7 protein-coding genes are annotated in these 14,488 nt (G+C 64.8%); 2 read left to right on the top strand and 5 right to left on the bottom strand.

The annotated features are described in order from the left end of the window. Positions 1 to 91: 91 nt before the first annotated feature. The 5 genes from CUJ89_RS33720 to CUJ89_RS33700 all read right to left on the bottom strand — a co-directional run bounded on the left by CUJ89_RS33720 (position 92) and on the right by CUJ89_RS33700 (position 9,848). Positions 92 to 1,552 carry an amino acid racemase gene (locus CUJ89_RS33720; RefSeq protein WP_114181802.1) on the bottom strand — a complete coding sequence of 487 codons (1,461 nt, stop codon included), beginning with the start codon at positions 1,550 to 1,552 and terminating at the stop codon, positions 92 to 94. Then, entirely contained in the window at positions 1,549 to 2,823 is a 1,275-nt protein-coding gene (locus CUJ89_RS33715; RefSeq protein ID WP_114182439.1) for a dicarboxylate/amino acid:cation symporter, read from the bottom strand. Before CUJ89_RS33715 ends, CUJ89_RS33720 begins: the two co-directional genes overlap by 4 nt. 182 nt (positions 2,824 to 3,005) lie before the next feature. After that, on the bottom strand, positions 3,006 to 3,920 hold the full coding sequence (locus CUJ89_RS33710; protein WP_114181801.1) for a LysR substrate-binding domain-containing protein: 915 nt from the start codon (positions 3,918 to 3,920) through the stop codon (positions 3,006 to 3,008). A gap of 252 nt (positions 3,921 to 4,172) precedes the next feature. Beyond that, positions 4,173 to 4,835 (bottom strand): OmpA family protein, encoded by a 663-nt coding sequence (locus tag CUJ89_RS33705; protein ID WP_114182438.1) that lies wholly within the window; start codon positions 4,833 to 4,835, stop codon positions 4,173 to 4,175. A gap of 123 nt (positions 4,836 to 4,958) precedes the next feature. Next, positions 4,959 to 9,848: a YadA-like family protein gene (locus CUJ89_RS33700; protein WP_114181800.1), complete on the bottom strand. Its 4,890-nt coding sequence runs from the start codon at positions 9,846 to 9,848 to the stop codon at positions 4,959 to 4,961. Between the two features lie 1,470 nt (positions 9,849 to 11,318). Between CUJ89_RS33700 and CUJ89_RS33690 the strand changes: the two genes are divergently transcribed. Further along, positions 11,319 to 12,152 carry a response regulator gene (locus CUJ89_RS33690; protein WP_114181799.1) on the top strand — a complete coding sequence of 278 codons (834 nt, stop codon included), beginning with the start codon at positions 11,319 to 11,321 and terminating at the stop codon, positions 12,150 to 12,152. Beyond that, positions 12,145 to 14,487, top strand: a complete 2,343-nt coding sequence (locus CUJ89_RS33685; protein WP_114181798.1) for a sensor histidine kinase — start codon at positions 12,145 to 12,147, stop codon at positions 14,485 to 14,487. The genes CUJ89_RS33690 and CUJ89_RS33685 overlap by 8 nt, the downstream gene beginning before the upstream one ends. The last annotated feature ends 1 nt before the right edge of the window (position 14,488 follow it).

The following is a 14,488-nucleotide window of genomic DNA, read 5'->3' as shown; positions in this document are numbered from 1 at the left end:
ACCTGATCCAATGCCGAGGCGCTTGAACCACGCCTCGAGCCCGACGGGCATCGATCGCGTCATCGATGCCGGCCCCAAACTGGAAGCCGGCTCAGCCGCCCGCCGCCATCGCATAGGCAATGCATGTGCGGGCGAGCACGTCGGTCGGATCGACGAGCGTTGCCCGACTCCCGTTCCGCGCGACGTATTCTCCGCCCGGAAGCAGGATCGGCAGTTCGGTACATCCAAGCACGATCACGCTCACGCCCTCGGCAATCAGTGCCTCGATGGCGGCGCCGATATCTTCCTCGCACTGTCCGGTCGTGAAGCCGGCCTTGACGCCCTGCTTTCCGTAGATCGCTTCCATCACGCGCGCCTGCAACGCCGGCCCCGGCGCCACTTGCCGAAGCCCTTGCGACTCCAGTGCCTTTTTATAGACACCGCTTTCGATCGTACCGGACGTCGCCAGCACGCCAACTTCCCGCAGCGCCGGACAGGTGTCGCGCAGGTAGGCGACCGTGACGGTCAGCATATTGACGATCGGAATACCGAGGTAGGGCTGAATCCGCTCGACAAACGCATGCGCGGTATTGCACGGAATCGCGATAACGTCGGCATCGCCGTCCTCGAGCTTCTTGCATGTCGCGTACAAGGAGATCGTCGGATCCGCGCCGGTGCCCACCAGATTTTCGGTCCGGTCTGGAATCTGCGGATTATGTTCGACCAGCAGCTTGATATGTTCCTGATCGCGCGACGCTGGCGTGTTGCGAACGATCTTGTCCAGGAAATCGACCGTCGCGGCCGGTCCAACGCCGCCGACCACGCCGATCTTGAACGTCGCCGCGCACGAACCCGACTGCCCGGTCACGGCGTACTGCGCATACGCCAGATTCGAATCCACGAGCGGCACCCGCTGCGGGCCGATTTCATCCGCGACCAGCGCAATCTCGGTCAGGCCGGGGACGATGACCTGTACGCCCTGATCGACAAGGTCCTCGCATGCGCGGCGCAACAGTTCGGCCGGACGGCCCCGAAGATTGCCGCGCTTGATGCCATCGGATCCGTAGATGGCTTCGGTCACGAGGTCGATACCCTCGTGCGAGCGCGGATAGACGATTTCGAATTGCGGTAACGGGAAGTACCTGTCGAACAGTCCGTTGGCCCGCACGTAGTCCGAGGCCATCACGCCGATGCGCGTCGCGTCGGGATACTTGCACTGTACGTGGCTGCGAACGGCTTCCACGATATCCACGATAGGCAGGCGCGTATTCGCCTTCAGCTCGTCGATGAACGTGTGGCTCAGAAAGCACGGAAGCACCACCGTCGTCACGCCGCGCATCTCGAACGCCCGAATCATGTCGAACACGTACAGCTTGCGTTCGATGGTCGCCGCACTGCCCGCCCCCGATCCCTTGAACGGGTATTGCTCGAAGATCAGCTCGACGTGCTCCTCGTCGGACGATGCAGGCGTTGCCTTCACCAGCTTGAAGAAAACGTCGGCGCTCCCCAGCGGCCCGAGGCCACCGACCACACCGAATTTTCGCCGGGCATTCATGATTTCCGGGCCCGTCATGCGTTCAGCTCCGACCGGTCGAACACGGCATCGCTCGACTTCGCTGCTCGCCTGCCCTCCCACTTCGCGATCACCGCCGTCGCCACGCTGTTGCCGATCACGTTCGTCATCGTACGGCCCATGTCGAGAATCTGGTCGATCGCCAGGACCATTGCAACGCCGGCGGCCGGCAAATGGAACATCGGCGCGACCGCCGCGACAACGACCACCGATCCGCGCGGTACGCTTGCCATGCCTTTGCTGCTCAACATGAGAATCAACAACATGAAGATCTGCTGCGAGAGCGGCATATGAACGCCAAAGGCTTGCGCGATAAAGATGGCCGCAAACGCCTGATACATCATCGAACCGTCCAGGTTGAACGCGTAACCCAGAGGCAGCGTGAAACCGACCACCTTCTTGTCGACGCCGAACTTCTCGAGTTGTTCGGTCAGGCGCGGATAGGCGGCCTCGCTGCTCGCGGTCGAGAACGCGATCAGCGCGGGTTCGCGTACGGCTTTCAGCAGGCCCCCGACGCGTCGCCCGAGAAACAGATACCCGACGCCGATCAGAATCGTCCAGAGGATCAGCAGCCCGAGATAGAACGAACCAATCAGCTTTCCGTACGTGTAGATCACATCGAGCCCGCGCAGCGTGACCGACGAAGCAATTGCACCGAACACACCGAGCGGCGCCGCGCGCATCACGTAGTTCGTCAGGCGCAACATCACCGGTACCATGCCGTCGATCGACTGGATGACGATGCCGACCCGCTTGTCGTGCTTCAGCGCACTCAGCGCGATGCCGAGAAAGACCGAGAACACCAGAATCTGCAGGATATCGTTGCGCGCCATCGCATCGAGCAGGCTGGTCGGGAAGGCATGCGTGATCACATCCCTCGCGTTCAGCGCGGCGGTATTCAAGCCGACATTGACCTCGCCCGCGGTTTCCGTGAGGTTCAGACCGGCTCCAGGCTGCAGCGCATTGGCCATGACCAGGCCGAGGCCCAGCGAAATCAGCGATGCGCAGACGAACCACCCGACCGATCGAAGGCCGATGCGCCCGACGTCTTCGCCGCTGTCCATGCCCGCGAGACCGGAAACGAGCGTCGCAAAGACCAGCGGCGCAATGATCATCTTGATCAGCCGCAGAAAGATGTCCGTCACGATCGAGAAATAACCGGCAATCGTCTTGAGCGTGCCCGGGTCCGAGATGCTCGTGTGACACGCATAGCCGGCGATGACACCGAGGATCATGCCGACTGCAATACTTAAGGTAAGGCGATTTTTCATGTCCATCCGTCCGTGGGTGGCGCCCGACCGCCGGGAGGCGATCGACGAGCGCTGCGAATAGGGCCGCGCGACGCGGGCCACGCGTCACATTTGCCGTTGGAACGAATGGTAGGGACGGTCGATAAAACCATGATGCCGGTGCATCATGGCGGTATGCGAGTTCCGCATAAGGCGGGAAAACCCTAGACGAGCCGGGAAGGCTCCGCGCGCAGATGCTGCCAGAGCGTGTCCAGGAATTCACTGCGATTGGACACGTCGCGATATACGCGCAGCTCGACTTCCAGGTTCCACGCCGCCGGCCCGGCCGGTACGAGTTCGCCGGCCGCCAGTTCGGCGGCGATCGCGCTCCTGGGCAGCCACGCGACGCCCTCGCCTTCCATCACGAGTTTCTTCAGCACCTCGGCCATGTCGGACTCGTAGTGCAACTGCAAGGCCGGCGCATCCGCTGCGCGACCGAGCAGCAACGCGAGGCACCGCCCGAAGTAGCTGGTTTCCGTATACGAAATAAGCGGCAGCGGGTTCTGCTTCGTTCCGGGCAGGCGAAAGGCCGGCGCCGATCGACGGTTTGGCCTGCACGCCGGCATCAACGTGTCGAGGCCCACGGTCAGGTGCTCGTACTTCGCCGGGTCGAGATGGAGCGGAAGCTCCGGATGGTGATAGGCAAACATGAGCTCGCAGTTGCCGTTGACGAGCATCAGGATCGAGTCATGGACGTTCGTCGGAATGACGCGCGCGCGCACCTCGCCGAAATGCGGTGCAAGCGCCTTGAGCCAGGCCGGCAGGAAACTCAGCGCGATCGTGTGGCCCGCGGCGATCTGCAAGCTCTTGCCGGCAATTCGCTGCTCGGTTCGGATAATCGCTCGTGTGTCGAACAACCGGCTGAGCACGTCTTCGGCCGTCTCGCGAAAGAGGCGCCCCGCCGGCGTCAACACTGGAGGAAAGCTGCTGCGGTCGATCAGCTCGGCGCCGATCCACTGCTCGAGCGACTGAATGCGGCGGCTGAAGCCCGATTGCGTGACGTTGCGAAATTCAGCCGCCCGGGAAAAGCTTTGATATTGCGCGAGGGCGAGAAAATCCTCGATCCATTTGATTTCCATGTCGGTCTTGGAGGTTCGCAGGTGAATCGGCCTGCGCGTCACCAAAGTCATGGTGAAGTGCCTGCCGACGGACACCTCCATTGTATGTGCGCAATCCCGCGCAACGCGTAGGCGTAGGCGTTCGCACCGACGCCGGCAGCCGCACCTCGTGACGCGTTTCGTTCCGCCACGGCCCGCGTTTCCGGAGGGCATCGCTGCCGCAAGCAAGCAGTCCGGTCGATTCCGACGGTCACGCCTGCGGCAGCCCGGTCGCTACTTCTGCAGCGAAATCTCCACACGGCGATTGCGCGCCCTTCCCTCGGCGGTATCGTTCGAGGCTGCCGGCTCGGCTTCTCCATGCCCCGTCGCTGCAAACGAATCCGCCTTCAGCCCGTGTTCGCGCAAATACGCCGCGACCGCATCGGCCCGGCGCTTCGACAGCGCCTGGTTGTGCGCATCCGAGCCGGTCGCGTCGGTATAGCCGTCCACTTCCACGCGCGCGAAATGCTTGTCGCCCTGCCGGTTCAGCAGCTTGTCGAGCGCGGCGCTGGCTGCGGACGTCAGCACTGCCGAGTCGGTCGCGAAGTACGCATCGCCGGTCAGGCTCACTTTCTCGACCGGGGCAGGCGCCGGCGCAGCGGCCGCGGCGACCGGCGCGGGTGCCGCACCGCACTGAAACGCGATCGAGTGCGGATCGGCGCCATCGCGGTACGGCGTCGTGGAATCGACCAGGCGCACGGCCTCGTTGCCGCACATGCGCGTCGCGACCTTCATGCAGGTCTTGGCGCTCGACAGGATGCCGTGGCAGTCGACGCGGAAGGTTCGGATGCCGTCTCTCGGCTGCAGTTCGTATGCGTTGTACGTCGGCCCCGACGCGCTCGAACAGGCGGTGAGGGAAACGACGGACACCAGCAGTGCAAGATGGATGTTTTTCACTTGATTACTCCGAAAATGCGATGGGCGCAGCGCGTGCGGCGCGATCGCGCGGCCGCATTCGCGTGCGTTTGCGTTCGGCGCGGTTCGCTCCGGCAGTCCGTGCCGGAACGAACCGCTGCGCGATCACTTCCACTGATACAACATGCCCGCGCCGACGACGCGCTGGCTGCCGGCGAAGCCGCCATTCACCGTCGCTTTCAGGTTCTCCGTGATGCGCGCCTGCATGCCGACTGCCATGGCCTTCTGACCCTGGAACGTCGCCGTACCGACACCCATCGCGAAATTCGAGTCGCGGTCCATGTGCGGGATCGATGCCATCGCGGCGGTTGCGGCGATCCCTTCACGTGCCATCGAATCGGTCTGCTGGATCTGCTGCTGCATCTGCGTGAGCTGGTTGTTGACCGTGTTCAGCGACTGCGTGAACTGGTTCGATACCGCATTCAGCTGATTGACGTTCACTGCGTCGTTACCCTGCGTACCCGCCGCGACGTTGACCACCTGGCGCGCCGAATCCGCCGAGCCGACCGCGACGACGTTCGAACGGCCGCCGTCGTTGCTGCCCGTGCCGATCGCCGTCGAATTGCTGCCCGACGCGGTCGACCCGACCCCGATCGCGGTCGACCCGTTGCCGGACGCCAGCGAAGCGTTGCCGACCGCCGTGCTGTTCGAGCCCGACGCGACCGCGCCCGAGCCGCCCGCCGACGAGTTCGCCCCGGTCGAGCCCGGCGTCACGTTCGTGCCGGCCGGATTCGTCGTGTACGAGCCGCCGAGGTTCGACGTGCGCTGGGTGATCAGCGTCGTCAGCTGGTTCGCGACCGAGTCGAGCTGCGACACGTTCACCGCGTCGGTGCCGCTCTTGCCGGCGGCGAGACCGGTGATCTGCCGGTTGCCGACGTTCACTTCGCCGGACGACGACTGCGGGCTGCTCAGGCCGTACGCGATGTAGTTCGTCAGCGCGCCGACCGTGGTCAGCGAACCCGCGCCGAGCGCGACGCTGTTCGCCAGCGTCGCCGACGCACCGGCGCCGAGCGCGAGCGCGTCGGTCGCGTTGCTGCGCGCGCCCGATCCGAGCGCGACGCTGCCCACGCTGGCCGCGACCGCATTGGCACCCTGCGCGACGGACTGCGCACCGGTCGCCGTCGCGCCGCTGCCGAGCGCGATCGCGTCGGCCTGTGCGGAACTTGCGGCCTGACCGATCGCCACGCCGCCCGGCGCGGTGGCGTCGACGATCGCACCGTTGCCGATGCCCACGCCGTTATCCCCGTTGACAACCGTCGTCGGGCCGACCGCGACCGAATCCGCACCGACCGCGAGCGAATCCACCGCGGTCGAGTTCGCGTGGAAATACTTCTGGCTCGTGACCGCGAACGACTGCATCGCGCCGGCCAACTGCCGCACGGTCACGGCATCCTGCTGGCCGGTGCCGTCCGCGACGTTGGTGATCTGGCGATACGTCTTGCTGGCCGCATCGCCGACCGATACCGCACCCAGCAAGGTCTGGTCGGCCGTGTTGAACGGAATCGACGCGCTGCCGTTGCGGATGATGCCGGAGGCCGGCACCGTCGCACGGTCGGCCACCGAACCGGCGCCGAGCGCGATGCTGCCGTCCACCTTCCCGATCGCGTTCGGGCCGATCGCGACACTGTCGACGCCGAGCGCCTGGCTGTCCGGCGCGGTCGAGTTCGCGTGGAAATACTTGATGCCGTTCGCGTTGATGTTGTCGATCGCCGAGCCGACGTTGTTGTTGATCGTCGTCGAACCGTCTTTGTTGTAGGTCACGTAGGACGGTGCCGAGATCACCCCGGTCGTCGGGTTGTAGGTCGCGCCGCCGCCGATCGCGCCCGCCGTACTGTTGCCGAGATTCGTGTTGTTGTTCGCGATCGAGCTCAGGCCGGTCGACAACGAACTGATCCCGGTCGACGTGGCGGTCGACAGCGATGTCAGGTTGCTGTTCGTCGAGCTCAGGCCGGTCGACAACGAGCCGACGACGGTCGACGTCGACGTCGACAGCGACGTGATCGTGCTGTTGGTCGAGCTCAGGCCGGTCGACAGCGAGCTGATGCCGGTTGACGTCGACGTCGACAGGGACGTCACCGAGCTGTTGGTCGAGCTCAGGCCGGTGGACAGCGAGCTGATGCCGGTTGACGTCGACGTGGACAGTGACGTGATCGAGCTGTTGGCCGACGACAGGCCGGTCGACGTCGAGGTCGACAGCGAGGTTACCGAACTGTTGGTCGAACTCAGGCCCGTCGACAGCGAGCTGATGCCGGTCGACGTGGACGTCGACAGGGACGTCACCGAGCTGTTGGTCGAGCTCAGGCCGGTGGACAACGAGCTGATGCCGGTTGACGTCGACGTGGACAGCGACGTGATCGAGCTGTTGGCCGACGACAGACCGGTCGACGTCGACGTCGACAACGAGGTCACCGAACTGTTTGTCGAGCTCAGGCCCGTCGACAACGAACTGATGCCGGTCGACGTAGACGTGGACAGCGACGTGATTGAGCTGTTGGCCGACGACAGACCGGTCGACGTCGACGTCGACAGCGAGGTCACCGAACTGTTGGTCGAGCTCAGACCCGTCGACAGCGAGTAGATGCCCGTCGAAGTCGACGTGGACAGCGACGTGATTGAGCTGTTGGCCGACGACAGACTGGTCGACGTCGAGGTCGACAACGAGGTCACCGAGCTGTTGGTCGAGCTCAGGCCGGTGGACAGCGAGCTGATGCCGGTCGACGTCGACGTGGACAGCGACGTGATCGAGCTGTTGGCCGACGACAGGCCGGTCGACGTCGAGGTCGACAACGAGGTCACCGAACTGTTGGTCGAACTCAGGCCCGTCGACAGAGAGCTGATGCCGGTCGAGGTCGACGTGGACAGCGACGTGATTGAGCTGTTGGCCGACGACAGACCGGTCGACGTCGAGGTCGACAACGAGGTCACCGAACTGTTGGTCGAGCTCAGGCCCGTCGACAGCGAGTTGATGCCGGTCGAGGTCGACGTGGACAGTGAAGTGATCGCGCTGTTAGCCGACGACAACCCCGTCGAAGTCGATGTGGATAGCGAAGTGATCGCGCTATTGGCCGACGACAGACCGGTCGATGTCGAAGTCGACAGCGAAGTCACCGAGCTGTTGGTTGAACTCAGGCCCGTCGACAGCGAACTGATGCCGGTCGACGTCGACGTCGACAACGAAGTCACCGCGCTGTTGGTTGAACTCAGGCCCGTCGACAACGACGAAACCCCGGTCGACAACGAGGTGATGCTCGTCAACGTCGACGTCGACAACGAATTGACCGCCTGGTTCGTCGCATCGAGCTGCGAACCGTTGATCGCATCCGTGCTCGACGAACTGATCCGCCCCGCCGCGACGTTGGTGATCTGGCGCTCGCTGCCCACTGCGCCGACGCTGACGACGCTGGTCGGATTGACGCCGTTGAAGCTGTACGTGACGCCGCCGATGGTCCCGGTCGCGGTGGGATTCGGCGCGGCCGTCACCGAACCGGAGCCGAGCGCGACATCGTTTGCGTTGTTCGCCACGGCCGACGCGCCGAACGCCACCGCGCCCGCCGCTGCCGCCGTCGACGTATTGCCGAACGCAAGAGAACCGGTGCCCTGCGCGTTGTTCGAATTGCCGATCGCCACCGCGCCGTCGCCGTTCGCCGTGTTGTTCGAACCGGCCGTGACCGCGCCGGTGCCGATCGCGGTGCTCGGGTCGCCGATGGCCACCGCGCCGTTGCCGCTGACCGTCTGGCCCTCACCGAGCGCGACGGCGCCGGTACCGCTCAGCACCTTCGAGTTGTTGCCGCCCGCGATCGAACCCGCGCCCGCCGCGGCAGCGACCGAATTGGTGTCGCCGATGGCGACGGTGGAACCCGCCGCCGCGACGCTGTTGATGCCGATTGACGTCGCATTCACGGCCGATGCCGTCGCCCCAGGCCCCAACGCGGTCGCCGATATGCCGCTCGCGAGCGCGAGATTGCCGAGCGCGACAGCGAACTGCTGCGTCGCGGTCGACTGCACGCCCATCGCGACCGAACTGACGCCCGACGCATTGGCGCTCAGGCCGACCGCCACCGCCTGATTGGCGCCGGCCGTCGTGCTCGAGCCCAGCGCGATCGAGCTGATGCCGAGCGACTGCGTGCCCGATCCCGGCACGCCGGCCGTGCCACCCCAGCCGATCGCAATCGACGTCGCGCCCTTCGCGCCGCTGTTGACGCCCATCGCGACGCCGGAATTGCCGGTCACCAGCGCACCGCTGCCCACGGCCACCCCGGCCGCGCCCGAACTCGTCGACTGATTGCCGATCGCGATCGTGCCCGTATCGGTGGCATGCGATGCATAACCGAGCGCGACACTCTGGACCCCGACCGCGCTCGCCCCGAGACCGAGCGCCGCCGCATACTGGCCGGAGGCCAGCGCATTGTTGCCGAGCCCGATGGCCGACACGCCGGTCGCGGCCGCGCCGCTACCCATCGCCACCGAGCCGCTTTGGGTCGCACTCGACAGGTTGCCGATGGCAACCGAATAGTCGCCCGAGCCGATCGCCTGCACGCCGAGCGACGCGCTGTTGACGCCGGTCGCCTGCGCGTTGATGCCGACAGCAGTCGAAGCGTTACCGGTCGCGTGTGCGCCCGGTCCCAACGCGGTGGCGGAAAGGCCCGTCGCACTCGACAGGTTGCCCAGCGCCGTCGAGTTTTGCTGCATGGCGACCGAGCCGACGCCGATCGAAATCGAAGTGATGCCGCCGGTGGCGGAGCCGCCGTCCTGCGCATACTGCGCATGGGCGGCGGGATGGAACAAGCCGAGATACACCGATGCCATCAGCACGGCCAGCCGCCGTGGCGACGGGGGTGACAGCATGCCCGCGCGTGTCGCGGCACACCCGTTCGCGGCGAGTTCCGGCGCGCTACTCGACGAAGCAACGCGCTTGCCGCGCGCGCGATCGAGCTCCGACGCCGCAACCCAGGCCCCCAATGCTTCGTTCCAGATCGACTTGAACGACTTGTTCATCTTGTCTTCCCTCGGTTCTCATGTGCTGGATGACGCAACAGCGAACGCGACGGCCGGCAAAGAGCGCATCCTCCCCGCTTTTGCCTGCCTCGCGACGCTCCGCTTTTCAACTTCGTACCACTAAACAAATTGATGCACAGCGCTGCACGACACTCGCGATACACGTCGCGATCGCGCGACCGAACGCCGCACGTGCCCGTTCGGCACGCTGCGCGACGACGATCGCCGGTTATCGAGTCATGGAAGCCGATGTCGCCGGCAAAACGACGGCGCGATGCTCCGCGCACCGCGAATCCGCGCGTGCGTGCACCGTCGCGCCGAACGCAGGGCGACCTCGAATCTCATGGGAAGGCGTCGTTCAGACGCCGGATGGACGGATGCCGGCCCGCACCGCAGGCGGCCCGTCATGTTTCATTCAGGAGGAGGATGACACCGTGTGGTCCCCGGGTCTGAAGCATGCGCCGCCGGATCGCTGGCGCTGACAGCCGGCCCCGGTTCGATCGAACCGGGACCCTGACCTGCCATGCTTGTCGTGCTCATATTTTTCGTGCCCGCCTGATTCGATGGAGCGCCGCGCGCGACCGCCCGGGGTGGAACAAACCGCCGGGTTGCCAACGCGAAGCCACTCACCCCTTTCCGCCCGGCCGTCAAACGATTTTTCCGGATTTCCGGAAAATCGGCGACTTGCCGAACAACCCCTGCATCCAATTAACCGATCGAATTTCTTTGACGATTTCTTCTTGCTCGATGCATCACAACCAAACCAACCTCAGAACCCGCTGGCTTATCTTATATATCAACGCATTCGCGGAATTATGAAATTTGCATTACCCTCGTGCCGATCACCCTGCCGCTGTCGCGCTCCCACATATCGAGAATGACATTATTCAATGTCACATTGAATGTCGCGTCTCGGGATGCCGCAGCGGCAAAAATTCAAGCGGAATCGGCCCGTATCGAAAGAACCGATTCCAGCCGCATCCGGCCTAGTGTGCGGGCATTCGTCCAAACAAACCTTTTCCGGAGCGGAAAAAATCTTTTCCCGAGCGGACAACATTTACATTCATACATAGCGACTCGAATCCGGTTTAAACGTGAGAGAAATTTCGACCGATCATCGACAAAATCTTAATCAAGAGAGTGGCTAATTGAGACATTCAATTCCGTCAAGCACATCGGATTTCTCGACACAACGCGCACAAATTTATTATTCATGCAAATTCGATTTCATACCCATTAAAGCGGAAATAAAGACCGATATTTAAAAGGCATTCGGCATGTTTTTCCACTTCGTTTCTTTCAGGTCGCTTGCCGTTGCCGGGAACGCGCGGCGCCGCGTCCAACATGCCCCCACAGACCGCACGGAATCCCCACCGTCGATGCCGTTGTCGGCATATAATTTTTTGCAACAATCGAGCACAAAGATGCTTCCCGTCTGACCAGGTCTGGCTTCCCTACGCATTCGCAACCATGTCATCCCGCACGTCCAGTCCGGCGTCGCCTCGCGCCACGCCGGATCTCGTTGGCGCACATATTCTTGTCGTAGACGATCGCCCGAACGACCTGCGGCTCCTGACCGAGATCCTGCGTACCGCGCGGTGCCGGATCAGCGTCGCGTTCGACGGGCTGCAGGCCTATCATCGTGCGCAGGCGATCGCGCCCGACCTGATCCTGATGGACGTCCGCATGCCGCGCATGGACGGTTTCGCCGCGTGCCGGCTGCTGGCGTCGACGCCGTCCACGCAGTCCATCCCGGTCATCATCCTGACGGCCGCGGGCGATCTCGAAGATCGCATCGCGGGGCTCGAAACCGGCGCGATCGACTACATCGTCAAGCCGTTCGAACCGGTGGAGGTGATTGCCCGAATCCGCAATCACCTGAAGCGCGTGCGGCGCAACCAGCCGTTTACGCATCTGCCCGACCTTCCCGACAATCCCGACACGGCCTTGGTGCGCGCGGCGAGCGGCGTCCTGCTGCGCGACCTGCGCCACCCGCCGGCGCTCGAGGATCTCGCCCGGCAAGTCGGCACGCACGAAAAACGCCTGTCGCGCGTGTTCCGCGACAATCTCGGCCAGACCGTGTTCGAGTACCTGCGCGACACGCGCCTGCGGGCTGCGATGCACTTTCTCGCGGAAACGTCGATGGGGATCGGCGACATCGCCGAGGAAATCGGGTTTTCCACGCCGGGCAATTTCGCGACGGCGTTCCGCGAACGCTTCGGCATCACGCCGTCCGACTGGCGACGCCAGCGCAACGCGGTCAATTCGCCCGCCACGCCCCGGGAGCACCACGGCGATGCATAGGCCATACGCGGCCTGGGCAGCCGGACGTCGCGCATTGCTGCCGCTCCTGATGGCGTTGGCCGTCACCTGCGCGACGGCCCGGGCCGCATCGACGCCCGACCCCGCACAACTGGAATCGGTGTCGGTATTCGAGGACGCCAGCACGACGATGTCCGTCGACCAGGTCGCCGCACGGCTCGCCGCCCCGTCTCCCGGCGCGCCCGCGGCAACCACACCTTCGTTCAACGTCTCGTTCTCCCGGTCGGCCTGGTGGGTTCGCGCGACGCTGGCCAACCGCGACAACGCGGCGCGCCCGCTGGTGCTGGTGATTCGCGACGCGCGCGTCGACCAGGTCGACTTCTATGTCGGCCAAAACGGCAAGTGGGCACTCGACAGCCGTTTCCCGGCCGACCGCGGCGACGCGAACCACCCGCCTTCCCGCTATCCGACACTCGACATGACGCTGCGTCCGGGCGAACAGGTGCCCGTCCTGATACGCGTCACGTCGCGCAGGGAGATGCGGCTCGCGCCGGCGGCGTTCACCCGCGAAGCGTGGAATGCGCAGGAATTGCGCGCCGCGATGTGGGATTTCGGTTTCTTCGGCGGGCTGCTCGCACTCGTATGGTGCGCGTTGCTGATCGGGTTCTTTTCGCGCAGCAGCGTGTTCCATCTGCTGGCCGCGATCGCCTTGTGCACGACGCTGTTCGAAGCGGCGTACCGCGGTTATACGGGCTTGTATCTGTGGCCCGGCGCGCGCGAGTGGGCCGCGCGCAGCGGGCCGATCTTCGCATACCTGGCGATCGCGCTCTTCATCGTGTTCGTCCTGACGGTCGCGCATCGCGAGAAGGCACGGCTACCGATGCGTGCCGTCTACGTGACGATGCTCTGCCTCGAATGCGCGGGGATGGCCGGCGCCGCATTCGGCGACCTGCTGACCTTCACGTGGTTCTGCGTGCGGCTGAACACCGTGCTGACGCTCGTGAACATCGGCATCGCGCTGACGCTAGCGATCCGCCGGACGCCGACGGGCCGTGTGATGCTGATCGCGGTCACGTTCGCCAGCTTCAACATCATGCTGCGCACGCTCGACGGCCTGGGTGCGCTACCGCCGATGCTGTCCTGGCTGAAGTCCGATATCACGCCCAACCCCGTCGTCGCGATCATCGGGCTCGCCACGCACCTGCTGGTGCTGGCCGCGTGGATCCACCACGTGGGCCGTCAGCGCACCGAGGCGAGGAAGCGGCTCGAACACTGGCAGCTCACCGAACAGGATCGGCTGCGCGACGAGGTCGCGAAGCGCACGCTCGCGCTCAACGACGCGCTGCAACAGGTGACGACGCACATGCAGCAGAAGATCGAGACGCTCGGCTATGTCAGCCACGACCTGCGCGCGCCGCTGTCCACCATCAACGGCTACGCGAAGCTGCTGCTGCAAAGCGCGACGCGCGGCCAGGCGCGGCTGATCCGGTCGATCGACCGCAGCATCCGCTACCAGCTCGCACTGATCGACGAATTGCTCGCGTTCACGAAAGCAGAACTGCAACCGCTCGGCGTTTCACCGGACACGACCGACCTGCCCGGCCTGCTCGACGACATCGGCCACTATGCGGTCGCGCTGTGCGCGCAGCAGGACAACCGGTTCGTCTACCGGCCGGCCACGGCGGTGCCGCGCACGGTATCGATCGACGGCATGCGACTGCAGCAGGTGCTGCTCAACCTGTTGTCCAATGCGTCGAAGTTCACGCGCGACGGCATGGTCACGCTGTCGGTTCACGCGTCGCGGGAAGGCGATGCATGGCGCCTGTTGTTCGAAGTCGCCGATACCGGCATCGGAATCGACATCAGCGGAACCCGCGACATCTTTCGCGCCTACCAGCAGGTGCAGGCCGTAAACGGCGGAACCGGGCTCGGCCTGTTCATCGCGCAGCGCATCGTCGCCGCGATGGGCGGCGAACTGGCCGTCGCCAGCCGGCCGGGCGTCGGCACGTCGTTCTCGTTCGCGATCGTCGCGCCGGCCGACGGGCACGCGCTCGTGCCGGCGTCGGAGCTCGTCCGGCGGTTTCATCCGGCCGACGATGCCGAACCGGCCATCGCCGCACACGCGATCCACGGCCCGCCCACCGATGCGCTCGACGAGCTGATCCTGCTCGTCGGCGAGGGGCGGCTCACCGATATCGAGGATTGGCTCGCTCAGTATGCGGACGAGCCGGATCATGCAGCCTTCGTGCAGGACGTGCGCGAGCACCTCGATACGCTGGACCTGAACGCGATCGAGAAGCTGGCCGGCTCGCTGAAACGCGCGCGTATCGCGGATGCGTCGTTCGACGCCGAGACGGACGCGGCCGGGCCGGCCTGAT

Origin of the sequence: Burkholderia pyrrocinia (assembly GCF_003330765.1) — a bacterium.
Lineage (GTDB): Bacteria > Pseudomonadota > Gammaproteobacteria > Burkholderiales > Burkholderiaceae > Burkholderia > Burkholderia pyrrocinia_B.
This window is presented reverse-complemented; position numbering and strand designations above follow the sequence as displayed.

Excerpts from the sequence above, each read along its gene's own strand:
- CUJ89_RS33700 (WP_114181800.1), bottom strand. The coding sequence starts at position 9,848 with ATGAACAAGTCGTTCAAGTCGATCTGGAACGAAGCATTGGGGGCCTGG.
- CUJ89_RS33720 (WP_114181802.1), bottom strand. The coding sequence starts at position 1,552 with ATGACGGGCCCGGAAATCATGAATGCCCGGCGAAAATTCGGTGTGGTC.
- CUJ89_RS33685 (WP_114181798.1), top strand. The coding sequence starts at position 12,145 with ATGCATAGGCCATACGCGGCCTGGGCAGCCGGACGTCGCGCATTGCTG.
- CUJ89_RS33715 (WP_114182439.1), bottom strand. The coding sequence starts at position 2,823 with ATGAAAAATCGCCTTACCTTAAGTATTGCAGTCGGCATGATCCTCGGT.
- CUJ89_RS33690 (WP_114181799.1), top strand. The coding sequence starts at position 11,319 with ATGTCATCCCGCACGTCCAGTCCGGCGTCGCCTCGCGCCACGCCGGAT.
- CUJ89_RS33710 (WP_114181801.1), bottom strand. The coding sequence starts at position 3,920 with ATGGAAATCAAATGGATCGAGGATTTTCTCGCCCTCGCGCAATATCAA.